We start from the raw sequence: 26,105 nt of genomic DNA on the forward strand, positions 1-26,105 counted from the left end.
GCCCTCCGCGGGCAGGTGCCCTAGCCGCGGGCCGCCCGGCGCCGGGAGAGCGCGTCGACCGTGGCGGCGAGCAGCAGGACGAGTCCGGTGACGATGTTGACCATCGCCGCGGGCTGTTTGAGCAGACCGAGCCCGTTCTCCACGACGGCGAGCACCAGACCGCCGACCACCGCGTGCGAGACCCGACCCCGGCCGCCGAACAGCGACGTGCCGCCGATGACGGCCGCGCCGACGGCGAACAGGAGCGTATTGAGCCCGCCCGCCTGCGGGTCGACCGACCCCACCTTCGACGAGTACACGACGGCGCCGACGGCCGCGGTGGCCGAGGCGACCACGAACACGCTGGCCCGGATCCGACCGACCGGGATGCCCGCGCGCCGCGCGGCCTCGGCGTTGCCGCCGACGGCGTGCACGTGCCTGCCGTAGCGGGTGCGGTTGAGCACGTAGGTGCCCGCGACGAGCAGGACCAGCACGATCGGGACGACGTAGGGGACCCCGCGGATGTCGGCGTAGTCGTTGGTGGCGCGGTCGAGGGTGAGGGCGGAGGTGGCGGGTACGGCGACGGCGGCCACGGCGACCACTTTGGCGACGACCACCGGGGTCGGCGCGGTCACCAGTCCTCTGTGGAGTCTCAGCAGGTGTTCGCCGCCGACCGCCGCGGCGTAGCCGAGCACGACGACCGCGCACAGCCCCCAGCTCGCGGCGACGCCCAGGTTCCCGTTGGCCACGGCGAAGAGCGTCGGCTGGGTGTCGATGCCGAACACCCCGCCCTCGCCGATGAACCGCAGGATCACGCCCTGCCAGGTGATGAACAGCGCCAGCGTCACCACGAACGACGGCATGCCGATCCGGGAGACCAGGAAGCCGGTGATGACCCCGATGGCCGCGCCGACGCACACCGCGAGCAGCATCTCCAGCCACGGGTTCGGCGGCGCGCCGACGAGCGCGATCCCGGCGCCGACCAGCGCGAGCACCGCGCCCGCCCAGATCCGGGTCAGCAGGGCGAGCAGCGCGGCGGCGACGAGGCCGCCGACGAAGACCGCGAACACGGTCGTGCCCATGCCGCCGAGGAGGTTGCCCGCGCGGACGTAGTGCATGGCCATGACGGCCGCGCAGACGCCGGACGCGGTGCCCGCGGACAGGTCGATCTCGCCGAGCAGCAGCACGAACACCAGGCCCATCGCGATGATCATCTTGCCGGTGCCCTGGGCGAGCAGGTTGGCGAGGTTGTCCAGGGTCAGGAAGCCGTCGGAGAGCAGCCAGAAGACCGCGACGAGCACGACCAGGCCGAGGATCGCGGGCAGCGCGCCGAGGTCGCCGCCGCGCAGCCGGGCCAGGTAGTCGCGCATGGCGTCCTGAGTGGACATCGCGGTGGTGTCGACGCCGAAGTCGGTGATCACCCCCGGGTCGGTCCTGGTCACGGCCGCTCCCCCGTCCGGCCCGCGGTGATGAGGTCGACGACCTGGGCGTGGGTGACGTCGGCGATCGGCACCTGGGCGACCATGCGGCCGAGGTAGAGGGCGGCGACGCGGTCGGCGACGGAGAACACGTCGGCCAGGTTGTGGCTGATCAGGACCACGCCGAGGCCCTGCCCGGCGAGGCGGCGGACCAGGTCGAGCACCTGGCGGGTCTGCGCGACGCCGAGCGCCGCGGTGGGTTCGTCGAGCAGCACGACGCGGCTGCGCCACAGCACGGACTTGGCGATGGCGACGGTCTGGCGCTGCCCGCCGGAGAGCTGGGCGACGGGGGTGCGGACCGAGCGGACGGTGCGGACCGACAGGGAGGCGAGGGTTTCCCTGGCCGCTTCCTCCATGGCGGCCTCGTCGAGGAGCCAGCCGCTGCCGCGTTCGCGGCCGAGGAACATGTTCTGCACGATGTCGAGGTTGTCGGCCAGCGCGAGGTCCTGGTAGACGACCTCGATGCCGAGCCGGGCCGCGGCGCGCGGGTCGGGGATGGCGACAGGTTCGCCGTCGAAGCGGATCGTGCCGGAGTCGACGGCGTGGATGCCCGCCAGGCACTTGACCAAAGTGGACTTCCCGGCGCCGTTGTCCCCCACCAGCGCGGTCACTTCCCCGGCGCGGACGGCGAAGTCGACGTCGTGGAGCACGCGAACCGGGCCGAAGCTCTTGGACGCCTTCTCGAGTTCGAGCAGCACGGCACTCACCGGATGCCGAGTTGGGCGCAGGTGGCAGCGAGGTCGCCACCGCAGATGTCGGCCGCCTTGACATAACCTTGTTCGACGACCGCCTTGACGTTGTCCTTTGTGGTCAGTTGAGGCTCCAGGAGCACGGATTTGACCTGTCGCTTGCCCTTGGGGTCGTCGCTGGTGTCGGTGGCGACCTTGTCGGCGGCCACGGTGTCGCCCTTGGCGAGGGCGGCGGCGAGCTTGGCGGCGGATTCGGCTTCCTCGCGGATGGGTTTGAAGACGGTCATGTACTGGTCGCCGCGCAGGACGGCCATGAGCCCGTCGGCGGTGGCGTCCTGGCCGGTGACGGGGACCTTGCCGTTGAGGCCGTTCTTGCGCAGGACGGTGATGACGGCGCCCGCGAGCCCGTCGTTGGCGGCGACGACACCGTCGACCTTGCCGCCGTTGCCGGTGAGGATCTGCTCGAAGGTCAGGCCGCCGCGCTGGTTGTCCCAGCCGTCGATGGGTTGGGAGCGCACGAGTTTGAGCGCGCCGGAGGTGTAGAGAGGTCCGAGGACGTTCTGCTGCCCGTCGTGGAACAGCGTGGCGTTGTTGTCGGTCGGCGCGCCCTCGATCTCGATGACCTGCGCCCCGACCTTCCCCTTGAGCGCGTCGACGAGCCCTTTCCCTTGCAGCTCACCTACTTTGACGTTGTCGAAGGAGACGTAGTAGTCGGACCCGCCCCCGAGGTTGAGCCGGTCGTAGTCGATCGTCGGGATCCCCCGCGCCCGCGCCTTGTCCGCGACCGATCCCCCCACCTCGCTGTTGATCGCCGCGATGACCAGCACCTGCACCCCCTGACTGATCATCCCGTCGGCCAACGTACTGAACTTCTGCACATCCCCCTGCGCGTTCTGGATGTCGGCGTCCAACCCCACCGCCGCCATGGCCGCCCGCAACATCGGCTTGTCGAACGACTCCCAGCGCGCGGAGGTGGCGGTCTCGGGCAAGATGACCCCGACCTTGATCCCCCCACCGGATCCCGTTGTCCCACCTGGGTTCTCCGGCTCCGCCGCCTGGTTGGCCCCACAGGCGGAGAGTGTCAGAGCGGTGACGAGCAGAAGTCCCTTGGCACGCATGGCGTCCCTCCCGGAGGAGAATGTTGGGAGTCACAACATATGCCCGCCGACCACCCCTCCGGAACGGAGGTGGCTCGATCAAGACCCGAACGGCGGCCAAGCCCGGTCACCGTGCGTGCCCTCATCCCGCCCGATCGCAAAATGCTCCCCAGCGCCCGCGAGGGGTCCTCCGCAAAAGGGAACCCCTATTTTGATTCTATCGGGGAGCGCTGGGGCGTTAACAGCATTCGCAGCAGGGCTGTGGACAACTCCAATGCATGTGGACAAGCGCCCAAGGCGCGGAAAACGGCGAGATCAACAAGCTCGCGCGGACGCTACCAAGAGCGCAAAGTGGCGATTCGCTCTTCCAGTTGTTCCACCGTGGCCAACGCGGTCGGTGGGCCGCCGCAAGCTCGGCGGAGTTCGCCGTGGATCATGCCGTGGGGTTTTCCGGTGCGGTGGTGGGCCATTCCGACCAGGCCGTTGAGTTCCTTGCGGAGCGACGCGAGCCGTTCCTGGACGGACTGGGACTGGACCGGTCGGGGCCCTTCCGGCTTCTTCTCCGCCGCCCGCCGGGACCTGTCCTCCAACTGCTGGTCCTGCCGCTGCTTCAACAGCGCCCGCACCTGGTCCGGCTCCAGCAACCCCGGCAACCCCAGGTATTCCTCTTCCTCCGCCGTCCCCGCGAACGCCGCCGTGCCGAACGACGACCCGTCGAAGATGACCTGGTCCAGTTCGGCGGAGGCGCCGAGGGAGGTGAAGGCCTTTTCCTCTTCGCCCAGTTCGTCTTTGGTGCGGTTGGCGTCGGCGAGCAGGTCGTCGTCCCAACCCTCTTTCTCCCGGTGCGGTTTCCCCAGGACGTGGTCGCGTTCGGCTTCCAGTTGGCTGGCCAGGTCGAGCAGCACCGGAACCGACGGCAGGAACACGCTCGCCGTTTCCCCCTGCTGCCGGACGCGCACATACCGACCGATCGCCTGCGCGAAGAACAGCGGTGTCGACGCACTGGTGGCGTACACGCCCACCGCCAAACGGGGGACGTCCACGCCCTCGCTCACCATGCGGACAGCGACCAACCACCGCGACTGGGAGTCCGCGAACTCCTGGATGCGGCCCGACGCCTTGGGGTCGTCCGACAGCACGAGGGTCGGCGCCTCGCCCGTCGCGACCTCCAGCAGCTTCGCGTACGCCTTGGCCGACTCGTGGTCCGAGGCGATGACCAGGCCGCCCGCGTCCGGCACGTGCTGGCGCACCTGGGTGAGCCGGGTGTTCGCCGCCCCCAGCACCGACGGGATCCACTCCCCCGTCGGGTCCAGCGCCGTCCGCCACGCGCGGGCGGTCTGCTCGGCCGTCAGCGGTTCGCCGAGGCGGGCGGTGAACTCCTCGCCCGCGCTCGTGCGCCAGCTCGCCTCGCCCGAGTACGCCAGGAAGATCACCGGGCGGACCACGCCGTCGCGCAGGGCGTCGGAGTAGCCGTAGGTGTGGTCGGCGCGGCTGCGCTGGAAGCCCGCGCCGTCCGGTTCGTACTGCACGAACGGGATGGGCGAATCGTCGCTGCGGAACGGGGTGCCGGTCAGCGCCAGGCGGCGGGTAGCCGGGGTGAACGCCTCGCGGACCGCGTCGCCCCAGCTCTTGGCGTCGCCGCCGTGGTGGATCTCGTCGAGGATGACCAGGGTCTTGCGCTGCTCCGTGCGCACGCGGTGCAGGCTCGGGTGCGCGGCGACCTGCGCGTAGGTGACCGCGACGCCGCGGAAGTCGCGGGAGGTGGCGCCCATCGAGTTGGTGAAGTTCGGGTCGATGGGGATGCCCGCCATGGTCGCCGACGCGGCCCACTGGTGCTTGAGGTGCTCGGTGGGCGCGACGATCGTCAGCGACTCCACCGTGCGGTCGGCCAGCAGCTCCGCCGCCACGCGCAGGCCGAACACCGTCTTGCCCGCGCCGGGCGTGGCGACCGCGAGGAAGTCCTTCGGCCGCTTGGCCAGGTACTTGGTCAGCGCGCGGCGCTGCCAGTCCCGCAGCGGTCTCGCCGCCGGGGCTCGCTCCTGGGAGTCCGGTTCCACCTCGGCCCGGGTCACGGGATGCCCCAGCTCCTCTCCACCCTGCGGACACCAACGCGGCCGGTCACCGGCCGCAAACACACCGATGCCCCCAGCGGCTCCCGCCGGGCGAGCAGTGCGCGGCGGTCTGGACCCGGTGGAGGGCGTCCGTGAGAATACCGGCCGCCGGGGCATGATCGCCGCCAGACCACGACACGCCGCCGCCCGGCACACCCGCGATCAAGCCGATCGGGGCGGCATGGACCATGCTTGGGGGCGTATGACCGAGCAGCCCGGACCCCAGCACGGCCGCGACGGCGCGCCCGACGGGCCCCGGCCGCGGCCCCGGGGTCGCGCGCCGTCGCGGCTGCTCAAGCGCACCCTGGCCAAGGCCTGGGAGGGCAACCTGTTCTCCGAGGCCGCGGAGGCCGCGTTCTGGCAGGTGCTGTCGCTGCCGCCGCTGCTGCTCGGCCTGCTCGGCAGCCTCGGCTTCGTGGCGGAGTGGTTCGGCCCGGACGTGATCAAGGCCGTGCAGGCCGACATCCTCGACCTGTCCCGCAAGGCGTTCAGCGAGAACGTCGTGACGCAGATCATCCAGCCGACGGTGTCCGACATACTCACGGTCGGTCGTGGTGAGATCGTGTCGGTCGGCTTCCTCATCTCGCTGTGGGCGGGGTCGTCGGCGATGTCCTCGTTCGTCGACGCGATCACCGTCGCACACGGACAATACGGGGTCCGGCACGAGGTGTGGCAGCGGATCTTCGCGCTGCTGCTGTACATGGTCAGCCTGGTGCTGCTGATCGTCGGGCTGCCGGTGCTGGCGCTGGGCCCGGACCTGCTGCCGAACCTGTTCCCCGCGTCGTGGCGGCCGATCGTGATCACCTGGGTGGACATCACCTACTACCCGGCGATCGCGCTGCTGATCGCGCTGGCCCTGGCCACGCTGTACAAGGTGGCGCTGCCGCGCAAGCTGCCGTGGCACCGCGGCCTGCCGGGCGCGGTGCTGGCCATGGTGGTGTTCGTGCTCTCCAGCATCGGCCTGCGGCTCTACATCGGCTGGATCACCACCACCGGCTACACCTACGGCGCGCTGGCCACCCCGATCGCGTTCCTGCTGTTCGCGTTCTTCATCGGGCTCGCGGTGGTGATCGGCGCCTACTTCAACGCCGCCATCCAGGAGATGTGGCCCGCGCGGATGACCAAGCGGCAGCGGCGGCGCTGGCAGCGGCTGGAGATGGAGCGCGCGGCCGAGCGGATCAACTCCGGGGATGACCCGCGCGCACCCGGCGAGACCCCCGCGCTGCCGGTTGCGCGACCGGGTGATCACCCGGCGTCGCCGTCCCAGGGCTGAAACCCGCTCGCGGTCATCCTTTCGTATGAGACCGGTTCGGTCTCCGGACGGAGTCGGCCCACACTGGCGCTGTGCCAGGCTTTTCCCGCCACCGGATGGAGGGCGTGCGGAAACGCCCGGGGGCCACCGGTGAGTGTCTGACCACAGCGAGGGGATCCACGTCACATGTCCGTCCTGGCACGACTGAGCCTGGGCAACCGAGGTCTGGTGGGGCTGCTCAGCCTGATCATCATCGGCTTCGGGGCCATCGCGCTGCCGTCGATCAAACAACAGCTCCTGCCGTCCATCCAGCTGCCCGCCGCGGTCGTGGTCGCGCCCTACCCGGGCGCGTCGCCCGACGTGGTGGACAGCCAGGTGGCCGAGCCGCTGCAGTCCGCGGTGCGCGGCATCGCGGGCGTGGAGAAGGTCACCACCCGCTCCGGTGAGGGCTCCGCGACCGTGCAGGTCCGGTTCGTCTACGGCACCGACGTGGACAACGCGGTCAGCCAGGTGCAGCAGGCGGTGAACCGGTTGCGGCCGCAGCTGCCGCAGAACGTCGAACCGACCGTGCTGCAGGGCAGCACCGACGACATCCCGGTCGTGGTGCTCGCGGGCACCTCCGGCACCGACGAGGCGGCCGCGGCGCAGCGGCTCAAGGCCGAGGTCGTGCCGGAGCTGGAGGAGATCCCGGGGGTGCGCGAGGCCACCGTCGGCGGCGCCCGCGCCCACCAGGTGAACGTGACCGTCGACTACGGCAAGCTCGCCGCCGCGGGGATCGACCCGCAGGCGCTGGCGGGCGCGCTGACCTCGGCCGGGGCGACGCTGCCCGCGGGGTCGGTCACCGAGGCGGACAAGAACATGGCCGTGCAGTTCGGCGGCCCGCTCAAGAGCGTCGACGACCTGCGGGCGCTCGTACTGCCGACCCAGGGCACCCGTCCGGTCACCCTGGGTGACGTGGCGTCGGTGGACGCCGCGCTGGCCCCGGCGACCGTGATCACCCGGACCGGTGGCGAGCCGACGCTGAGCGTGAACGTCACCATGACCCGCGACGGCAACGCCGTGGCGATCTCCAAGGCGGTCAACGACAAGCTCGCCGCCATGGAGAAGGCCGCGCAGACCGACCTGACCGTGGTCTACGCGCAGGGCCCCGAGGTGGAGAAGGCGATCAGCGGCCTGACCACCGAGGGCATGCTGGGCCTGGCCTTCGCCGTGCTGGTCATCCTGCTGTTCCTGCTGTCGATCCGCTCGACCGTGGTGACCGCGGTGTCCATCCCGCTGTCGGTGCTGGTGGCGCTGCTGGTGATGTGGACCGGCGACCTGTCGCTGAACATGCTCACCCTGGGCGCGCTGACCATCGCCGTCGGCCGGGTCGTGGACGACTCGATCGTGGTGCTGGAGAACATCAAGCGGCACCTGGAGTACGGCGAGGACAAGCAGCACGCGGTGCTGACCGGCACCAAGGAGGTGGCGGGCGCGGTCACCGCGTCGACGCTGACCACGGTGGCGGTGTTCGCGCCGATCGCGTTCGTCGGCGGTATCGCCGGTGAGCTGTTCGGGCCGTTCTCGCTGACCGTGACGGTGGCGCTGCTGGCGTCGCTGGTCGTGTCGCTGACCGTGGTGCCGGTGCTCGCGTTCTGGTTCCTCAAGCGCCCGAAGACGGCCACCGACCCGGCCGCGGCGGAGCGGACCCGGCAGCTGGCGCTGGAGAAGGAGCGGCGCAGCCCGCTGCAGCGCGCCTACGTGCCGGTGCTGCGGTTCGCCACCAAGCGCCGCGGGGTGACGCTGCTCGTCGCGCTGCTGATCCTGGTCGGCACCTTCGGCCTGGCGAGCAAGCTGGAGACCAACTTCATCGACGGCGGCGACGGCACCTCGGTGCTGATGACCCAGGAGGCCGCGCCGGGCACCTCGCTGGCCGCCCGCGACGCCGCGGCCAAGGAGATCGAGGCCGTCCTCAAGGCCACCCCCGAGATCGAGAAGTACCAGGTCACGGTGGGTACCGACGACTCGCTGGCCGGGTTCGGCTTCGGCGGCGACGGCAACACCACGGTCAGCGCCACCCTCAAGGAGGGCGTGGACCGGACGGCGGTGCTCAAGCGGATCACCGACAAGGTGGGCACCAAGAACGGCAAGCTGGAGGTCAGCGGCGAGGAGACCGCGGGCTCGTCGAGCGAGCTGGAGGTCGTGGTGACCGCACCGGACGCGGCGACCCTGGCGACCGCGGCCAAGACCGTGCAGGACACCATGGCGGGCACGCCCGGCCTGGTGGACGTGACCAGCGACCTGGCGAAGAGCTCGCCGCGCGTCGAGGTGCTCGTCGACCAGCAGAAGGCGGCGGCGCGGGGGCTCAGCGCGCAGACCATCGGCCAGTTCGCCGCGCAGGCGCTGCACGGCACGCAGGTCGCGGAGCTGCCCATCGGCGGGGTCCGGCAGCAGGTCGTGCTGCGCACCGGGTCGGCCCCGGCGGACGTGGCCGCGCTCAAGGCGCTGCCGCTGCCCAGCGCGACCGGCCGGGCCACCCTCGGCGACGTGGCGCAGGTGTCCACGGTCGACGGTCCGGTGCAGGTGTTCCGCACCGAAGGCGACCGCAGCACCACGGTGACCGCCAAGACCACGTCGTCCGACCTGGGCGCGGTCACCAAGGCGATGACCGACCGGCTGGACAAGCTGCGGCTGACCGGCGGCGCCGACTACACCGTGGGCGGCGTCAGCGCGGACCAGGCCGACACCTTCGGGAAGCTGGGGCTGGCCATGCTGGCCGCCATCGCGATCGTGTTCCTGATCATGGTGGCGACCTTCCGCAGCCTGGTGCAGCCGCTGATCCTGCTGGTGTCGATCCCGTTCGCGGCGACCGGCGCGATCGGCCTGCTGCTGGCCACCGGCACCCCGCTGGGCCTGCCGTCGCTGATCGGCATGCTGATGCTGGTGGGCATCGTGGTGACCAACGCGATCGTGCTGATCGACCTGGTCAACCAGTACCGGGCCGACGGCATGGGGGTGCGGGAGGCGGTCATCGAGGGTGGTCGCAGGCGGCTGCGGCCGATCCTGATGACCGCGGCGGCGACCATCTTCGCGCTGCTGCCGATGGCGCTGGGCATCACCGGCGACGGCGGGTTCATCGGCAAGCCGCTGGCCCTGGTGGTCATCGGCGGCCTGGTCAGCTCGACGCTGCTGACCCTGGTGCTGGTGCCGACGCTGTACACGATGGTGGAGAACCGCAAGGAGAAGCGGCGGGCCAAGCGGGCCGCCAAGCACGCCCGGCGGGACGCGGGCGAGCCCACGCTGCAGCACGTGTGACCTGCTGAAACGCGAGAAGGGGCCGGGCCGAGGAGAGATCCGGCACGGCCCCTTCTCGCGTGGATCTCACGCCTTCATGCGCTCGTAGATCTTCTTGCAGTCCGGGCACACGGGGGAACCGGGCTTCGCGGACTTCGTCACCGGGAAGACCTCACCGCAGAGCGCGACCACCATGTTGCCCATGACGGCGCTCTCGACGATCTTGTCCTTGCGGACGTAGTGGAACATCTTGGGCGTGTCGTCACTCGTGGTCTCGGTGCCCTCGGGCCGAGTGTCGACGTCCGGACGAGTCTGGGTCGGTGCGCTCACCCGTCCATTCTGACACCGATGTCGGCCAAGGGGTCCTCGGGAGGACGCCCGGCCGGCAGGATGCGCGCATGTTCTCCAAGGTCCTGGCGTCGTTCGGGGCGGGCGCGGCCAAGGTCGACGCCCGCCTGCTCGACCACGCGGTCCGCCCCGGCGGCGCGCTGCGCGGCGAGGTGCACCTCATCGGCGGGCAGGTCGACCAAGAGGTCGACTCGCTCGGTGTGACCCTGCTGGCCCGCGTCGACACCCCGGAGGGGCCGCGCGACCTGCCGTTCCAGGAGGTGAACCTGGCCGGGCGGGAGCTGGTGCGGGCGGGGTCGCGGCTGACCGTGCCGTTCGAGGTGCGGCTGCCGTGGGAGGCGCCGATCACCTCGGTGCTGGGCAAGCACCTGACCGGCATGGCGGTGGGGTTGCAGACCAAGCTCAAGCTGGCCGGGGCCGTGGTGGACCCGCACGACGTGGACGCGGTGTCGGTGGAGCCGCTGCCGCCGCAGCACCGGGTGCTCGACGCGCTGAGCAGGCTGGGCTTCACCTTCCGCGCCGCGAACCTCGAGCGCGAGCGGATCGACGGCGTCGACCAGCAGCTGCCGTTCTACCAGGAGGTCACCTTCGCGCCGTCCCCCGCGTTCGCGGCGGCGTTCACCGAGGTCGCGGTCACCTTCCTGGCCGGTCCGCAGCAGGTGCGGGTGGTGTTGGACGTGGTGAAGAAGGTGCGCGTGGTGAAGGGCGGCGGGCTGGGGCAGCGCGGGGTCTCGACCGTCGGGTCCTTCATCGTGGCGGCCAACGAGGTGGGCCGGTCGGACTGGGAGCAGCGGATCGAGGGCTGGCTGCGGCAGGTGGCGGCGCCCCGGGGCATCTTCGACTGAGAGTTTTCCCGTAGTGGGCGAAGATGGTGCGGTGAGCACCTATCTCGCTGTGTCCGAAGAGGTCGCCGACGCCCTGTCCGAGGGGCGTGGGGTCGTAGCGCTGGAAAGCACGTTGTTGGCCCACGGGCTGCCCCCGGGCCACAACCATGAGGTCGGGCTGCGGCTGGAGCGCGTGGTGCGGGAGGCGGGTGCCGTCCCGGCGACGATCGCGGTGTTGGACGGTAAGGCGCGGGTGGGGCTTACCGGGGAACAGTTGGCGCGGGTGTGCGCGGCCGAGTCCGGGTTGGTGAAGCTGTCGCGCCGGGATCTGGGGCCCGCGTACGTGGCGAAGCGTGATGGCGCTACTACGGTCGCCGCGACGGCCGCTTTGGCTCACCAGGCCGGTATCGGGTTTTTCGCTACCGGAGGCCTGGGTGGGGTGCACTTGGCGGAACCGACGGGAGCGGCCTCTTGGGACGTTTCGGCCGATCTGGATGTCTTGGCGTTCACGCCGGTCACGGTGGTGTGCTCCGGGGTGAAGTCCATTCTGGACGTCGAGGCGACGGTGGAGGTCCTGGAGACCCGGTCGGTGCCGGTCCTCGGGTACCGCACGGATTCCTTCCCCGGGTTCTACCGGCGGGAGACGGCTTTTTCCGTGCCGTGGCGGGTGGAGAGCCCCTCGGAGGTCGCCGAGGTGGTGGCCGCGCACCGGGAGGTGCCGGGGTCGGCGGGGGTGCTGGTGGTCAACCCGGTGCCGGAGGCGTACGAGGTCGACCGGGAGCTGCACGACCGGCTGCTCGCGGAGGGGATGGCGATGCTGCGGGAGCGCGGGATCCGGGGCAAGGCGATCACGCCCGCGCTGCTGTCGCACTTCCACTCGGGTAGCGGTGGGGCGAGTCTGACCGCGAACGTGGAGTTGGTGGCGGACAACACCCGCGTGGCCGCTGCGAGCGCGGTGGCGTTGTCGCGGAGTCAGGCCTCGCTGCGGTAGAGGCGGGCGATGACGTCCTCGATCTCGGGTTCTTGCACGGAGAGGTCCCGTAGTGGGACGGCCCGGGCGAGGGCGGCGACGACCTCACCGGCGGCGATGCCGTCGAGGGTGAGGGTGACGCGGTGGCCGTCAGCTTCCACGGCGGTGACCTCGGCGCCGGGCAAGGTCAGGTCGGTCGGCCACGGGGCGTCGAGGTCGGCGACGACGACGCGGCGGGAGCGGTAGCGGGTGTGCAGCTCGTCGAGGGTGCCGTCGTGCACGACCCGGCCGTGGTCGATGACGACGAGCCTGCGGCACAGCTTCTCGATGTCGGCGAGGTCGTGGGTGGTGAGCACGACGGTGGTGTCGCCGCGCTGGTCGAGTTCGCCGAGGAAGTCGCGGACGGCCTGCTTGCTGAGCACGTCGAGGCCGATGGTGGGTTCGTCGAGGAACAGGACCTCGGGGCCGTGCAGGAGGGCGGCGGTGAGTTCGCCCCGCATGCGCTGGCCCAGGGAGAGCTGCCGGACCGGGGTGTGGATGAACTCGTCGAGGCCCAAGAGTTCCGTGCAGCGCGTGAGGCGCGCGGCGTGGTCTGTGTCGGGGACGCGGTAGATGTGTCGTAGTAGCGCGAAGGACTCACCGAGCGGTAGGTCCCACCAGAGCTGCGAACGCTGACCGAAGACCACACCGATCCTCTTGGCGAGGGTGGTGCGTTTGGCCACCGGCTCCACACCGCACACGGTGACCTCTCCCGCGCTCGGGTAGAGCACTCCCGTGAGCATCTTGAGCGTGGTGGACTTCCCGGCGCCGTTGGGGCCGATGTAGCCGAGGAGTTCACCGCGTTCCACGGTGAGGTCGACGCCGTCCACCGCGGACACCACGTGGCGTTCCCGGCGGAAGCGGCCGACCTTGCGGGTGACGGTGAAGTCCTTGCGCAGCCCGCGCGCTGAGATGATCATGATCCGGTGCTCCGGTAGTGGCGGACGCCGACGCGCCAGAACAGCGCGGCGAGCCCGGCGGCGAGGAAGGCGACCAACGGCGAGCACCAGTGCAACCAGACCGGGACACCCAACGGGTCCGGGAGGCCCACCAGTGCGAGTACGGGGTAGTAGGCGACGAAGCCGAAACCGAGGCCCAGGGCGAACAGGTCGCGGAACCAGCCGCCGTACATGGTGATGGGGTACGAGGTGAAGTCGCGGCCGCCGTAGGTGAAGGCGTTGGCGACCTCACCGGACTCCACCCACCAGAACGCGACCGTGGCGCCCGCGACGAAGAGGCTGCTGAAGAAGACAACACCGGTGAACGGCGCCACTACGGCCAAAAGCACGCGCCCCACGGTCCAGTCGATGTCGGCGACGAAAAGCGCGATGACGTACAAGACCGCTGCTTGCGCGAACCGTCCCACCCGGCGCAGGGCGAATGTGATAGCCATCAATTGCGCCAAGGACGACAAGGGCCGCAGCAGCAGTGAGTCGAACATGCCCGTGCGCACGTATTCGCGCAACCGGTCGACATTGCTCACTACGAGGTCACTGCCCGAGAACGCGACGGCGGACAACGAGGCCATCAGCAGCACGTTGGGACCACCGAACCCGCCGAGGCCACCCCCGACGGAGAACAACACGAACACGGTGGCCACGTCGAGCGCGTTGGTCATCATGCTGCCGATGAGCTCCATGACGAACGAGACGCGGTACTGGAGCTGGCCGCGCACCTGCGCGCGGACCATGTGGGCGATGATCCCCACCTTCGCGGCGAACTCAGCCACCCTGCACCACCAACCTCCGGACGGCGCGGGTCTGCACCCAGCGGCAGGCGAGCAGCGACAACACGACCCACACGACCTGGGCCCCGAACGCCGGGAGGCCGTGCGCCAGGCCGCCGCGCTCGACCGCGATGTCCAGGGACGCCTGCATGAGCGAGGGGAACGGCGTGACGGCCCACAGTGCCGTGGCGAGCCAGTCCGGCAGGACGGCCAGCGGGAAGTAGAGACCACTGGCGGCGCCGGAGAAGAACACCCACATCATCGACACGCCGCGCACGTCCAGCAGCCAGAACGCGCACAGGCCGATCAGGTAGCGGCAGGCGAATCCCACCAGCAGGGCGGCGACGACCGACAAGAGGAACAGCGGGTAGGTCAGCGGGTTGTCCGGGACGTAGACGCCGAAGCAGAGCTCACCGACCACCAACGGGGTCAGGAAGCGGGTGAGCATCGCGAAGCCACCCCGGCCGAGGTCGGTCCACATGTACGTCCACAGTGGATCGATGGGGCGCAGCAGGTCGGACACCACCTCGCCGGAGCGCACCCGCTCGGCCAGGTCGAGCATGGTCCAGGAGTTGACCACGGCGAGCATGCCCTGCCCCAACCAGACATAGCTCACCAACTGGGTGGGGTCGTAGCCGACCATCGACCCGCCGGCGGACTCGGCGATGCTGAGCAGGATGTAGCAGCGCAGGAAACCGAAGACGACGTTGGTGAAGGCCCCGGCGACCGTGGCCTGCCGATAGGTGGCGTAGCGCCGAAAACCCGCGACGATCAGCGCGCGCGGCACACGCATACCTGCTCCTCGGCGGGTTGGGGCTCGTGTCGCGGACGCGGCGACCGGTTGGGTTTTCTACCCTAATGGCGGCAGGAGCGCGAATCCTTTATCCGGGTGGTGTCATGGCGGCTGTGGTGGTGGTCGGCGATACGGCGCTTGACGTCGTCACCCGACATTCGGGACCTATCGCGCGCGGGGACGACACCTTGGCCCGGATCCGCATGCACGCGGGTGGCGCCGGGGCGAACGCCGCGGCGTGGCTGGCGTGGCTCGGCGCGTCCGTCACGCTGGTGTCCCGGGTGGGGAGCGACGCGGCGGCCACGCAGGCCCGGGAGGAGCTGACCGCGCGCGGGGTGCGGTGCGAGTTCACCGTGGACGAGACGGCCGGTACCGGGTGCGTAGTGGTCCTGGTTGACGAGACGGGCCAACGGACGATGTTCCCCGACCGCGGTACCAACGCCCTCTTGCGCAGTACCGACGTCCCACCGGCGGTGTTGTCGTCCGCGCAACACCTGCACCTTTCCGGCTATGTGCTCACGGACAGCGGGACGCGCCAAGCGGGCATAGAGGTGCTGGCGGCGCAAGAGCGGCCGGGTTGACGACGTCGGTCGACCCGCAGTCGGCGGCGCTGGTCGGTGACGGGACCGCGTTCCTGGACGCGGTGCGCGAGATCGATCTGCTGCTACCGAACGAGGACGAGTTCACCGCGCTGGGTGGTGCGCGTGTCCTTGAAGTGGTGCGCGCGGTCGCCGTGACGCACGGGGCCGGAGGTGCGCGGTGGGTGGACCGGTCGGTGTCGGTGTCCGTGCCCGCCGAGGTCGTGGCGTGCGTGGACACGACCGGCGCGGGCGACGCGTTCAACGCGGGGCTGCTCGCGGCGTGGCTGGACGGCGCGGAACCCCGCGCCGCGCTGGCCGCCGGGACCGCCGCGGGCGCGCTGGCCGTGCGGCGGGTGGGGGCTCAGCCGTCGATGACCTGACGGTTCGCGCCCTCGATGGCCCGGGCCTCGCGCTCGTAGCGGTTGACCTTCTCGGCCTTGCGCGGTGGCCGGTCGTTGGCGACGAGCACCGCGACCCACGGCAGCGGGACCGACAGCGCCACGAAGCCCAGGGCCAGCCACCAGGTCTGGTAGAAGATGCCCGCGAGCAGCAGGCACGGCAGCCGCAGCCCCATCATGATCATGTACTTGCGCTTGCGCGCGGCGAACTGCTCTTCGTACGACGGCTCGGCCTCGGTGATCAGAACCGGGGTGTCGTCCCGCTCGGAGCCCTTCACGACACCACCTCCGCCCACCATCCTCTCACTTCCGGCGGCCAACTGCGCCATCCGGGTAGATCTGGGCAAAGATCACGCGACCAGCCGGTAAGAAGAGGGTTATGACGGGATTCGCGGTCGACGGACCCCAGGCACCGACCCGCCACCTGCTGGCCGGGGTGAACCTCGCCCGGCACCTGACCGGCCCGTCCCGCGTCCTGGACGTCGCGGGCGGGCGGGGCGACGACGGCGTGCCCTTGGCCGAACTGGGCCACGAGGTCACCATCCTCGACCCCGCGGGCGCGATGCTCGCCGACGCGCTGGCCCACGCCTACACGCGCGGGGTGACCGTGCTCGTGGTCCAGGCGACGGCGGAGGACGCCCCCGACCTGTTCCGCGCGGCCGACTTCGACGTCGTCCTGTGCCACGACCTGCTGCACTACGCCGAGGACCCGGTGAGCCTGCTCCGCGCCGCCACGGCCCCACTACGCGCGGGCGGCCTGCTGTCGGTGATCGGCCCCCTGGTGGCCGCCGCCGAGGCCCGCGACGCCATCGCCGCGCTGGGCGCGGAGGTCGTCGCCCGCTACCGCCTGCCCGGCCACTACCACCTGGTGGCCCGGGTCTGATCTTGCCTGTGGACAACTCCGAGCGGGGTTGACACCTCCGCTGCGAACCTGTGTTCATGGCACCGAACCGAATCCCCAAAGGCGCGTCCCCTCCGCGACCTGTCTCCTCTCTTCAGCGCACCCACCTCGCACTCTCCCGCTCTTTCTCTCTCCACTCGTCTCCCCCTTCCCTTCTCTTGTTCTGGCTCGCCGCCGTCATCTACCGGGTGCGGTACCTCTTGTGCCCTCCGCCGTGCGCGATTCCCCTTCCTCGACGTCGTCCACCCACACCGCGCACCACGTCAACTCCTGACACCACCCAGGCCGAACGCGGTGACCAAGTCAGGTGCGTGCGAGCATTCGGGCGTGATCCCCCATTTCTCTGACGAGTTCTGCGCGCGGTTGCGCGACACCCTCTCCGCCGCCGGGTACGACGCCGACGGGGTGGTGGCGGTGCTCGGCGACTCCGCGCACGCGGCGTTGGGGCGCGGGGAGCCGGAGCCCGCTCGGCGGGCGACCGCGGGCGGTTCCCCGGTCGAGACGCTGATCCGGCTGTTCCTGGTCGGCGACGAGCAGCCCACGGCCCTGGTCCGGCGGGCGCTGTCCGGGGTCGACCTCGACGAGGCCGCCGCGACCGGGCTGGTGCGGGTGTCCGGCGACACCACCCGCGCCGGGTTGGACCTGCGGCCCTTCGGCGACGACCTGGGCTCGTGGTGGGTGGTGGCCGACCTCGACGCCGACCAGGCGGGCGCGCCGGTCGGCACCGATCACGTCCTCGGCATCGGGCACGCCTCACTGAGCCTGGCGCGGGCGACGCTGCGCAGGCCGGTCGGCACGCTGCTCGACCTGGGCACCGGCTGCGGCGTGCAGGCGCTGCAGGCGACCAGGCACGCGGCCCGGGTCACCGCGACCGACCTGTCCGCGCGCTGCCTGGCCCTGGCCTCGGCCACGTTCCGGCTCAACGGCGTCGAGGTGGAGACCGCGCGCGGGTCGTGGTTCGAGCCGGTCGCGGGCAGGCGGTTCGACCAGGTGGTGTGCAACCCGCCGTTCGTGGTGGGGCCGCCGCGGGTGGATTACGTCTACCGCGACTCCGGTTTGGCGGGCGACGACGCTAGCGCGCTGGTGGTCCGCGGGCTGCCCGACGTGCTCGCCCCGGGCGGCGTCGGCCAGCTGCTGGCGTCGTGGCTGCACCGCCGCGGCGAGGACTGGGCCGACCGGGTCGCCGCGTGGTTGCCGGACGAGGGCGTCGACGCGTGGTTCGTGCAGCGCGACGTGGCCGAGCCCGCCCTGTACGTGGGCACCTGGCTGCGCGACGCGGGCATCGACCCGCGCTCGGCCGAGGGCTCGGCGCAGGCCGCGGCCTGGCTCGACTGGTTCGCCGAGCACGAGGTGGAGGGCATCGGGTTCGGCTTCGTCACGCTGCGCTCGACCGACACCGACACCGAGGTGGCCTGCGAGGACCTGCGGCACGCCTTCGACGACCCGCTGGGCCCGGAGGCGGGCGGCTGGCTGGACCGGGTCGCCTGGTTGCGCGCGCACGCCGACCCGAAGCGGCTGCTGGCCGCCACCTTCGTGGTGCCGCCGACGGTCGTGCTGGAGCGGGTGTCCGAGCCCGCCGCGGACGGCTGGCGCGAGGTCGTGCGCAGGCTGCACCGCACCGACGGCCCCGGCTGGCAGCAGGAGACCGACGAGCTGGTGACCGCGCTGCTCGCGGGCTGCCGCGGCCACCTGCCGCTGGCCGACCTGCTGGCCCTGCTCGCCGCCGCGAACGGCCTCACCGCCGACGCCGTGGTGGCCGCCGCGCTGCCCGTGGTGGCCGACCTGGTCACCCGGGGCATGCTGCTGCCCGAGGAACTGGCGTGAGGGCGGTCGTGGCGCGGGTGACCCGCGCCACGGTCACCGTCGGCGACGAGGTCGTCGGCCGCATCGACGAGCCGGGACTGCTGGTGCTGCTCGGCGTGCACGTCGATGACACTTCGGACAAGGCCGCGACCATGGCGCGCAAGTTGCACGAACTGCGGCTGCTGCGCGACGAGGAATCGTGCGCCAGCGCGGACGCACCCTTACTCGTAGTGAGCCGATTCACACTCTACGGCGACACCCGGAAGGGTCGCCGCCCCTCGTGGACCGCCGCCGCCCGACCGGACCACGCCGAGCCGCTGGTGGCCGCCGCGGTCGCCGAGCTGCGCGCCCGCGGCGCCCGGGTCGAGACGGGCCGGTTCGGCGCGATGATGGCGGTGGAGAGCGTGAACGACGGTCCGTTCACCGTGCTGCTCGACATCTAGTCGAGGAAGGCTCAACGACAGTCGCAGTGAGACGGTTGCCTTCACCCACACGACTGACACGCGAGTCCACCCAAAGGTTGATGCGCCAGGCCGTTCCCCGCTGCGAACGTGGGCCCAGCGACCGGTGCCGGACTTCTCAGCGAAAGCTCAGGTAAACCTGAGCAACGATCCCCGCACGGGTGGCGTCATCACCAGTGTGGGGATCGGGAACGAATCCCGCCCCCGCGACGTTTGACAGGCAGTACCACAGTGACAGGGGGAGGGAGCACCATGACGGTCCCGCACCAGCGCGAGCCCGAGCAGCTCACCTACGAAGCCGACCTCGACGCCCAGGGACCCGCCGCGGACCTGGTCCGCGTCTACCTCAACGGGATCGGGCGCACCGCGCTGCTCACGGCGGCGCAGGAGGTGGAGCTGGCCAAGCGCGTCGAGGCGGGGGTCTTCGCGCAGCACATGCTCGACACCGCTCCCGACCTGTCGCCCGCGCGCCGCGCCGAGCTGCGCGCGCTGATCGCCGACGGGCACACCGCCAAGAACCACCTGCTGGAGGCGAACCTGCGCCTCGTGGTGTCGCTGGCCAAGCGCTACACCGGCCGCGGCATGCCGCTGCTGGACCTGATCCAGGAGGGGAACCTGGGTCTGATCCGCGCGGTGGAGAAGTTCGACTACACCAAGGGTTTCAAGTTCTCCACGTATGCCACCTGGTGGATCCGCCAGGCGATCACCCGGGGCATGGCCGACCAGGGCCGCACCATCCGGCTGCCCGTCCACCTCGTGGAGCAGGTCAACAAGCTGGCCCGGATCAAGCGCGACCTGCACCAGCAGCTCGGCCGCGAGGCCACCAAGGACGAGCTGGCCAAGGAGGCCGGGCTGACCCCGCAGAAGGTCGCCGACCTGCTCGACCACGCCCGCGACCCGGTGAGCCTGGACATGCCGGTCGGCTCGGAGGAGGACGCCCCCCTCGGCGACTTCATCGAGGACGGCGAGGCCACCGACGCCGAGAGCGCCGTCATCTCCGGCCTCCTGCAGGACGACATGCGCCGCGTGCTGGCCACGCTGGACGACCGCGAGCAGTCCGTCATCCGCCTCCGCTACGGCCTCGACGACGGCCAGCCCCGCACCCTCGACCAGATCGGCAAGCGCTTCGGCCTCTCCCGCGAACGCGTCCGCCAGATCGAGCGCGAGGTCATGTCCAAGCTCCGCCAGGGCGAACGCGCCGAGAAGCTGCGCGCCTACGCCAGCTGAGCCGGGTCAACCAAACCGAAACCGGACCGAACCCGACATCGGCCACTCGACGACGTCACACTGATAGCGGCGTTGACATGTGACCCCAGTCACGGCAGCGTAGTCAGCACGAACTCGCAGTCCCCAACAAACGTTGGCGGCGCGGCGAACTTCGGTGGTGCGGTCAGCAACCAGGGCACACCACCCGCGACGGGAGGTCGGGACGGCCGGGGGCCGCCCCGACCTTCCGGCATGCCACCCCCTGCTCGTGGAGCGCACTCGCCGAAGTGCCGGAAGGCGTATCCATCCGGGGGCCGAGCCCCCTGAATCCCCCTCGGTGCGGAAGGCGCGGCGATGCGCGGAGCGCATGAAAGCCACACCGGGAGACGCGGGCAAGAGCCGGAAAGCGATGCGCGAAGCGCATGAAAGCCACATTGGGAGACGCGGACAAGAGCCCTAAGGGCGATGCGCGGAGCGCATGAAAGCCACATGGGAGACGTGGGCGGGGGACGGAAGGGCGATGCGCGGAGCGCATGAAAGCCACATGGGTAGAGGTGGGCAGGAGCCGGGGGTAGGCCGCGTGGAGGCCCGCTGGGGGGGTGGCAGGCCGGGCCGGGGCGTGGGGAGCACCACGGCGGTGACGGCTGCTGGGGTGCCGGGGCGGGGGGTACGTTTGGCGGAATCCTGGACGCGCGCAAGGGAGCCCGCTGACGTGACCGCCACCACGAACTTCGAGTACACCGACGTCCTGCCGCTCGGCAAGGACACCACCACCGAGTACCGCCTGGTCAGCGCGGACGGTGTGCGGGTCGTCGAGGGCGCGGGGCGCCGGTTCCTGGAGATCGACCCCGAGGCGCTGACCCTGCTGGCCCGCGAGGCGATCAAGGACATCCAGCACCTGCTGCGCCCGTCGCACCTCGCCCAGCTGCGCTCGATCGTCGACGACCCCGAGGCCAGCGGCAACGACCGGTTCGTCGCGATGGACCTGCTGCGCAACGCCTGCATCTCCGCCGGTGGCGTGCTGCCGATGTGCCAGGACACCGGCACCGCGATCGTCATGGGCAAGCGCACCGAGACCGTGCTGACCGGCGGCGCCGACGAGCGAGCCCTGGCCAGGGGCGTCTACCAGGCGTACCAGGAGCTGAACCTGCGCTACTCGCAGATGGCCCCGGTGACCTTCTGGGACGAGAAGAACACCGGCACCAACCTGCCCGCGCAGATCGAGATCAACACCAAGCCGGGCACCGACCCGAGCTACGAGTTCCTGTTCATGGCCAAGGGCGGCGGCTCGGCCAACAAGACGTTCCTCTACCAGGAGACCAAGGCCGTCCTGAACCCCAAGCGGCTGGCCTCCTTCCTCGACGAGAAGCTGCGCGGCCTCGGCACCGCCGCCTGCCCGCCGTACCACCTGGCCATCGTGGTCGGCGGGCTGTCGGCCGAGCAGAACCTGAAGGTCGCCAAGCTCGCGTCCGCCCGCTACCTCGACACCCTGCCGACCGAGGGCTCCCCGCTCGGCCACGCCTTCCGCGACGTGGACCTCGAGCAGCAGGTGCTGGCCATGACCCGCGAGTTCGGCATCGGCGCCCAGTTCGGCGGCAAGTACTTCTGCCACGACGTGCGCGTCATCCGGCTCCCCCGGCACGGCGCGTCCTGCCCGGTCGGCGTCGCGGTGTCCTGCTCGGCCGACCGCCAGGCCAAGGCGAAGATCACCCCCGACGGCGTGTTCCTGGAGCAGCTGGAGCGCGACCCGGCCCGCTACCTGCCGGACGTCGAGGGCGGGGACCTCTCCGACGAGGTCGTGCGCATCGACCTGACCCGCCCGATGGACGAGATCCGCGCGACGCTGAGCGAGCTGCCGGTCAAGACCCGCCTGTCCCTGACCGGCCCGCTGGTCGTGGCCCGCGACATCGCGCACGCCAAGATCAAGGAACGGCTGGACGCGGGCGAGCCGATGCCCCAGTACCTGAAGGACCACCCGGTCTACTACGCGGGCCCGGCCAAAACCCCGGACGGCTACGCGTCGGGCTCCTTCGGCCCCACCACCGCGGGCCGCATGGACTCCTACGTCGAGCAGTTCCAAGCCGCGGGCGGCTCCCTGGTCATGCTCGCCAAGGGCAACCGCTCCAAACAGGTCACCGACGCCTGCAACTCCCACGGCGGCTTCTACCTGGGCTCGATCGGCGGCCCCGCCGCCCGGCTGGCGCAGGACTGCATCAAGAAGGTCGAGGTCCTGGAATACCCGGAACTCGGCATGGAAGCCGTCTGGCGGATCGAGGTCGAGGACTTTCCGGCCTTCGTCGTGGTCGACGACAAGGGCAACGACTTCTTCGCGGGCACCACGACCCCAACGCTCCAGGTCACCTTCCGCCGCTGAGAATGGACCTCGGCGCGCCTCCGGCCCAATGCCACTAACTTAAGCAAGGAGCTGCTATTGTTTTCGGGTGGCTCGCGTGGTGCAGGTTCGTGGTGGTGTCGTTGATTCGTCGGCTGTTCGGTTGACCGATCGGATCTCGTTGGGTGTGTTGGCGGAGGTTTTTCCTCGAGATGTGATCGAGGATGTGTTGAACGAGACGGGCCGTCGCGAGTTGCGGTCTCGGTTGCTTCCCGCGCATGTGGTGGTGCGGTTTTGTTTGGGGATGTGCCTGTTTTTCGATGATGATTACGAGGAGGTGATGCGGAAGCTTGTTGGGTCGTTGCGGTCTGTGGGTTCGTGGCGTGGTGAGTGGAATGTTCCCTCGACGGCGGCTATTTCCAAGGCTCGGAAGCGGTTGGGGGTCGAGCCGTTGAGTCTGTTGTTTGAGCGGGTCGCTGTTCCGGTGGCGGGGCGGGGTACCACAGGGGCGTGGTTGGCGTCGCGGCGGTTGATGGCGATGGATGGGTTCTCCGTGGATGTTCCGGATACGCCCGAGAACGCGGCGGAGTTCGGTCGACAGCGTAATCAGTCGGTCGAGTCAGCGTTTCCGCGGGCGTTGATGATCGTGTTGGGCGAGTGTGGTTCCCGCGCGATCGTGGGGGCCGCGATCGCCGGGTGCCTGACCAGCGAGAAAACTCTCGCGAGAGACATCATCGGGTCTGTCGAGCCGGACATGCTGGTGATCGCAGATCGGGGATTCTACGGTTTCGATCTGTGGAACGAGTTCCGTCGTACTGGCGCTGACCTGCTGTGGAGAGTGAGTTCGGCTGTCACGTTGCCGGTGTTGGAGTGGTTGCCCGACGGTTCGTATCGCTCGATCCTGGTCAGTTCGGCCGTGCGCCGAGGGCGCCGGGATCGGCTGATCGAGAAGGCCCGCCGCGGCGAGGATTGTCGTTCCGAGGATGCGCAACCTGTTCGGGTGGTCGAATATCAGGTTCCCGACCGGGCGGGTGACGGGGCAGCCGAGGTCGTGTGCGTGGTGACGTCGATTCTCGACCCGGCCGAGGCGACCGCCATGGAATTGGCTCTCGCCTACCATGAACGCTGGGAATGCGAGGGTTTGATCGATGAGATGAAGACCCATCAACAAGGATCGGGTAAGACGCTGCGGTCGAGATCGCCCGACATGGTGCGTCAGGAACTGTGGGCGTTCCTGCTCGCACACTATGGCATTCGGCGTTTGATGTGCTCGGCGGCCGACGAGGCCGACGTCGACCCTGATCGACTGTCCTTCATGCGGTCTCTTCGAGTTATCCGACGCCAGGTCCCCGCCGAGGCGGATTTTTCCCCCTGAACGCCAAGCGAGAGCGTTATCGGAGACCTGCGCGGAAATCAACGAGAGACACCTCGCGGCCCGAAGGCACCGAACGTGCCCCCGTGTGGCCAAACGTGGACGCCATAAACGCTACCCCACCAAAAAGGCAAACATCAAGGCGTTCGACATCAGGGTCCGGCCACCATCAGAATCCTCGCACCTAGCTTAAGTTAGTGGCATTGCGCCTCCGGCCCCCCGGAAGCAATTCTACCGGCGAGGACTGACGGTTCGGCCGAGAATGATCTAGCTTGTGGACAACTCCGTTGAGGTCGCGACGACGCCCCGACGGTTCGCGGTTGTCCACAGGCTTGATCGTCTTCTCGGCCTTTTGTCGGTCCACCTCGGTAGAATTGATTCCGGGGGCCGGAGGCACGCGGAGATCATCTCCAGGCGCACGACGCGCCGAACCAGGCAGGACGAGCCCGACCACCAGCCGGTTCCAGGACACCCGCCCGCAGACTCGATCACCTTCGAACCACGGCTCCCGTACCGGCAGGCAAACAGATTCCGGGACCAGAGGTGCGCGCCGAAATCGCCGCCAAGCAGCGTCTCGCCGAACCAGCAGGCTGAGCCCGCTCCGGGCACTCGTCCACAAATTGATCATCTTCGGTGCGGAACACCGATATCCGACGGCGAATCGGACGCCAGCGGCGCACCGCGAGATCGTCAGCTCGCCACATCGACAGGCCGACCCCGTCCCCCCGCCCGTTCCGGGCACCCGCCAAAGACCGGATCACCTTCTGCCGAAACGCCTGCGCCCTCCGGTCGCCCGAACGCCGGGGCCGAAGGCGCGCCGAGATCATCTCCACGCGCACAACGCGCCGAACCAGGCAGGCCGAACCTGCCCCTCACCGGATCCGGGCAGCCGCCCGCGGGCTGAACCACCGTCAGCCGAAGCCGTCGGGGCCGACCGGACACCGGGGCCGGAGGCCCATCGAGGCCATGTCGGATCCTCCGGCTCACCGAATCGACCAAACCGAACCAGCGCACCCGCCCGCTCCAGGGCACTTGTCCACCGGCTTGATCATCTTCAGCCGAAACCGTCGGTATCCGCCGGTAAGCGGTAAACCGGGGCCGGAGGCATAGCGTCGCCCCAAGAGAAATGGGCCGAAATCCTCGCACCGGGAAACACCGATGCCCATCCACGAGCCGGGACCACCAAGCCGCGGTGCCGCCGGAGCCGGGCGTCCGGGCCCGCTCCGGCGGCACCGCGAGAGCCGGTCGGTCCCACAGCCAGGACCGACCGGCCCGTACCGCGATCAGCCCGCGTTCTCGGTGACGACCACCGTGCGGGTGCCGATCGGCTGCTCCAGTGCCAACTCGACCGCGCGCGGGGTCAGCACCGTGGCGCACACCTTGCCGCCTTCCGGGCCGCCCTGGGGGGAGGTCATGGGGCTGAGGCTGACGGTGACCGACGTGTCGGTCGCCTGGCTGACCTGCGCGTCGATCCCCGCGCAAGCGTCCCGGGCGACGGCGACCAGCTGCAGCGACTTGCCGTCCGCGGACGACCAGACCCGACGTTCCTTGTAGGTGTCAGGCAGGGCCTTGACGTCGACCTGAGCGGCGGGCAGTTCCTTGTAACCCGCGGGCACGTCGACCTTGCCGTCGGGCTGCACGGCGACGTGCGGGGCCTGCGACTTCGTGGGTGCCGTGCCGGGGGCGGGGGCGGGCGCGGCGGAGCCGCCGGTCGGGGCGGGGGCCGCCGATCCGGCGGGCTGGGTGCCCGGCGCGGGGGACGGCGCGGCCGGGTCGGCCGAGCAGCCCGCGAGCCCCAGGAGAGCCAGGGCCGTGACGGCCGTGGACAGGATGGTCTTCATGACCCCAGGACGGTAATGCACGCCGTCCCGGTTGCAGCGCGCGACAAGGTGGTGCCCCGGTCGGTGGGGCAATACCGACCGGGGCACCCGGGAGGAGATGTCTTTACCGGCTCAACGCCAGTCGCGGCTACCGAACGTGTTCATCCGTAATCTGCTCATGCGCTCCGTTGCTCACTCTTGAGCACCACCTGGCGCTGCCCCAGCGGCTGGTCCAACTGCACGGTCAGCCTGGGGAAACGCAGGTCCATGGTGCACTGCTGGGGTTTCGCCGGGGTGGTCTCGACCAGGGTGACCACCACGTGGGCGGCGGTCTGGTCGGCGACCTCGGCGCTGGCCTTGCCGCAGCCGCCCTCCTGGGCGACCGCGCCGACGGTGGTCCCGCTGTCCTCGGTCCACACCAGCACCGGGTAGTTCTCCGCCAAGCCCTCGGCGTCGACCTGCCCCGAGGGCACGGCGGTACCGCCGCTCGGGGGCGTGCGCGCCGGTTGGCGGTCGGGCTCGACCACCGCGGAGCCGGGGGCCCCGGGTCGCAAGCCACCCGGGTCGCCCGGGGCCTCGGGTCCGGCGCAAGCGGTCAGTGCCGCGAGCAGAACGCCTGCGCCGATGACGGTTCCTAGGCGTTTCATGACCA

The 26,105-nt window shown here is 70.3% G+C and carries 21 protein-coding genes and 1 pseudogene; 11 read left to right on the forward strand and 11 right to left on the reverse strand.

The window, feature by feature from the left end:
* Nucleotides 1–20: 20 nt before the first annotated feature.
* The 4 genes from V5P93_RS30080 to V5P93_RS30095 all read right to left on the reverse strand — a co-directional run bounded on the left by V5P93_RS30080 (nucleotide 21) and on the right by V5P93_RS30095 (nucleotide 5,315).
* Entirely contained in the window at nucleotides 21–1,367 is a 1,347-nt protein-coding gene (locus V5P93_RS30080; RefSeq protein WP_104481813.1) for a sugar ABC transporter permease, read from the reverse strand.
* Between the two features lie 50 nt (nucleotides 1,368–1,417).
* Entirely contained in the window at nucleotides 1,418–2,164 is a 747-nt protein-coding gene (locus tag V5P93_RS30085; protein WP_104481712.1) for an ATP-binding cassette domain-containing protein, read from the reverse strand.
* Nucleotides 2,161–3,264, reverse strand: coding sequence for a sugar ABC transporter substrate-binding protein (locus V5P93_RS30090; RefSeq protein WP_104481711.1), 1,104 nt, complete (start codon nucleotides 3,262–3,264; stop codon nucleotides 2,161–2,163). Before V5P93_RS30090 ends, V5P93_RS30085 begins: the two co-directional genes overlap by 4 nt.
* Before the next feature lie 314 nt (nucleotides 3,265–3,578).
* The gene (locus tag V5P93_RS30095; protein WP_104481710.1) at nucleotides 3,579–5,315 is read right to left on the reverse strand and encodes a DEAD/DEAH box helicase; all 1,737 of its coding nucleotides are present in this window, start codon (nucleotides 5,313–5,315) and stop codon (nucleotides 3,579–3,581) included.
* A gap of 241 nt (nucleotides 5,316–5,556) precedes the next feature.
* Here V5P93_RS30095 and V5P93_RS30100 point away from each other — a divergent pair, with 241 nt between their 5' ends.
* The gene (locus tag V5P93_RS30100) at nucleotides 5,557–6,627 is read left to right on the forward strand and encodes a YihY/virulence factor BrkB family protein (protein WP_245931586.1); all 1,071 of its coding nucleotides are present in this window, start codon (nucleotides 5,557–5,559) and stop codon (nucleotides 6,625–6,627) included.
* Nucleotides 6,628–6,792: 165 nt separating this feature from the next.
* Nucleotides 6,793–9,900 carry an efflux RND transporter permease subunit gene (locus tag V5P93_RS30105; protein WP_104481709.1) on the forward strand — a complete coding sequence of 1,036 codons (3,108 nt, stop codon included), beginning with the start codon at nucleotides 6,793–6,795 and terminating at the stop codon, nucleotides 9,898–9,900.
* Nucleotides 9,901–9,966: 66 nt separating this feature from the next.
* On the opposite strand, the gene V5P93_RS30110 is transcribed toward V5P93_RS30105, so the two are convergent.
* On the reverse strand, nucleotides 9,967–10,209 hold the full coding sequence (locus tag V5P93_RS30110; protein ID WP_104481708.1) for a DUF3039 domain-containing protein: 243 nt from the start codon (nucleotides 10,207–10,209) through the stop codon (nucleotides 9,967–9,969).
* A gap of 68 nt (nucleotides 10,210–10,277) precedes the next feature.
* Between V5P93_RS30110 and V5P93_RS30115 the strand changes: the two genes are divergently transcribed.
* Together V5P93_RS30115 and V5P93_RS30120 are read left to right on the forward strand one after the other, a co-directional pair.
* Nucleotides 10,278–11,072 carry a sporulation protein gene (locus tag V5P93_RS30115; RefSeq protein ID WP_104481707.1) on the forward strand — a complete coding sequence of 265 codons (795 nt, stop codon included), beginning with the start codon at nucleotides 10,278–10,280 and terminating at the stop codon, nucleotides 11,070–11,072.
* 31 nt (nucleotides 11,073–11,103) lie between these two features.
* Nucleotides 11,104–12,042 carry a pseudouridine-5'-phosphate glycosidase gene (locus V5P93_RS30120; protein ID WP_104481706.1) on the forward strand — a complete coding sequence of 313 codons (939 nt, stop codon included), beginning with the start codon at nucleotides 11,104–11,106 and terminating at the stop codon, nucleotides 12,040–12,042.
* Here the strand turns inward: V5P93_RS30120 and V5P93_RS30125 are convergent.
* Genes V5P93_RS30125 through V5P93_RS30135 form a run of 3 tightly spaced genes read right to left on the reverse strand, consistent with a single transcriptional unit; the run spans nucleotide 12,024 to nucleotide 14,579 of the window.
* Nucleotides 12,024–12,980: an ATP-binding cassette domain-containing protein gene (locus tag V5P93_RS30125; RefSeq protein ID WP_104481705.1), complete on the reverse strand. Its 957-nt coding sequence runs from the start codon at nucleotides 12,978–12,980 to the stop codon at nucleotides 12,024–12,026. The genes V5P93_RS30120 and V5P93_RS30125 overlap by 19 nt on opposite strands.
* The gene (locus tag V5P93_RS30130; RefSeq protein WP_245931585.1) at nucleotides 12,977–13,789 is read right to left on the reverse strand and encodes an ABC transporter permease; all 813 of its coding nucleotides are present in this window, start codon (nucleotides 13,787–13,789) and stop codon (nucleotides 12,977–12,979) included. Before V5P93_RS30130 ends, V5P93_RS30125 begins: the two co-directional genes overlap by 4 nt.
* Complete coding sequence (locus V5P93_RS30135; protein ID WP_104481704.1) at nucleotides 13,782–14,579, reverse strand: ABC-2 family transporter protein; 798 nt, start codon at nucleotides 14,577–14,579, stop codon at nucleotides 13,782–13,784. The genes V5P93_RS30130 and V5P93_RS30135 overlap by 8 nt, the downstream gene beginning before the upstream one ends.
* Nucleotides 14,580–14,683: 104 nt before the next feature.
* Here V5P93_RS30135 and V5P93_RS30140 point away from each other — a divergent pair.
* Nucleotides 14,684–15,540 (forward strand): annotated as a pseudogene (locus V5P93_RS30140) (carbohydrate kinase family protein).
* Here V5P93_RS30140 and V5P93_RS30145 read toward each other — a convergent pair.
* A complete protein-coding gene (locus tag V5P93_RS30145; RefSeq protein ID WP_104481703.1) occupies nucleotides 15,522–15,857 on the reverse strand; it encodes a DUF3099 domain-containing protein in 336 nt (111 codons plus the stop codon). The pseudogene V5P93_RS30140 and the gene V5P93_RS30145 overlap by 19 nt on opposite strands.
* Nucleotides 15,858–15,937: 80 nt before the next feature.
* On the opposite strand from V5P93_RS30145, the gene V5P93_RS30150 reads away from it, so the two are divergent.
* From V5P93_RS30150 to V5P93_RS30175, 6 genes are all read left to right on the forward strand, one after another.
* Nucleotides 15,938–16,441: a bifunctional 2-polyprenyl-6-hydroxyphenol methylase/3-demethylubiquinol 3-O-methyltransferase UbiG gene (locus V5P93_RS30150; protein ID WP_104481702.1), complete on the forward strand. Its 504-nt coding sequence runs from the start codon at nucleotides 15,938–15,940 to the stop codon at nucleotides 16,439–16,441.
* Between the two features lie 345 nt (nucleotides 16,442–16,786).
* On the forward strand, nucleotides 16,787–18,283 hold the full coding sequence (locus tag V5P93_RS30155) for a methyltransferase (protein ID WP_104481701.1): 1,497 nt from the start codon (nucleotides 16,787–16,789) through the stop codon (nucleotides 18,281–18,283).
* Entirely contained in the window at nucleotides 18,280–18,705 is a 426-nt protein-coding gene (gene dtd, locus V5P93_RS30160) for a D-aminoacyl-tRNA deacylase (RefSeq protein WP_104481700.1), read from the forward strand. The genes V5P93_RS30155 and dtd overlap by 4 nt, the downstream gene beginning before the upstream one ends.
* A 270-nt stretch (nucleotides 18,706–18,975) precedes the next feature.
* The gene (locus tag V5P93_RS30165; RefSeq protein WP_104481699.1) at nucleotides 18,976–19,950 is read left to right on the forward strand and encodes a sigma-70 family RNA polymerase sigma factor; all 975 of its coding nucleotides are present in this window, start codon (nucleotides 18,976–18,978) and stop codon (nucleotides 19,948–19,950) included.
* Nucleotides 19,951–20,641: 691 nt separating this feature from the next.
* On the forward strand, nucleotides 20,642–22,303 hold the full coding sequence (locus tag V5P93_RS30170; RefSeq protein WP_104481698.1) for a fumarate hydratase: 1,662 nt from the start codon (nucleotides 20,642–20,644) through the stop codon (nucleotides 22,301–22,303).
* A gap of 76 nt (nucleotides 22,304–22,379) precedes the next feature.
* Nucleotides 22,380–23,636, forward strand: a complete 1,257-nt coding sequence (locus tag V5P93_RS30175) for an IS4 family transposase (protein WP_374066554.1) — start codon at nucleotides 22,380–22,382, stop codon at nucleotides 23,634–23,636.
* A gap of 1,280 nt (nucleotides 23,637–24,916) precedes the next feature.
* Here V5P93_RS30175 and V5P93_RS30180 read toward each other — a convergent pair.
* Both V5P93_RS30180 and V5P93_RS30185 read right to left on the reverse strand, forming a co-directional pair.
* On the reverse strand, nucleotides 24,917–25,474 hold the full coding sequence (locus V5P93_RS30180) for a hypothetical protein (protein WP_104483247.1): 558 nt from the start codon (nucleotides 25,472–25,474) through the stop codon (nucleotides 24,917–24,919).
* Nucleotides 25,475–25,629: 155 nt separating this feature from the next.
* On the reverse strand, nucleotides 25,630–26,100 hold the full coding sequence (locus V5P93_RS30185) for a hypothetical protein (RefSeq protein ID WP_104483248.1): 471 nt from the start codon (nucleotides 26,098–26,100) through the stop codon (nucleotides 25,630–25,632).
* Between the last annotated feature and the right edge of the window lie 5 nt (nucleotides 26,101–26,105).

Source organism: Actinokineospora auranticolor (genome assembly GCF_041897805.1).
In the GTDB taxonomy this organism is placed as follows: domain Bacteria; phylum Actinomycetota; class Actinomycetes; order Mycobacteriales; family Pseudonocardiaceae; genus Actinokineospora; species Actinokineospora auranticolor.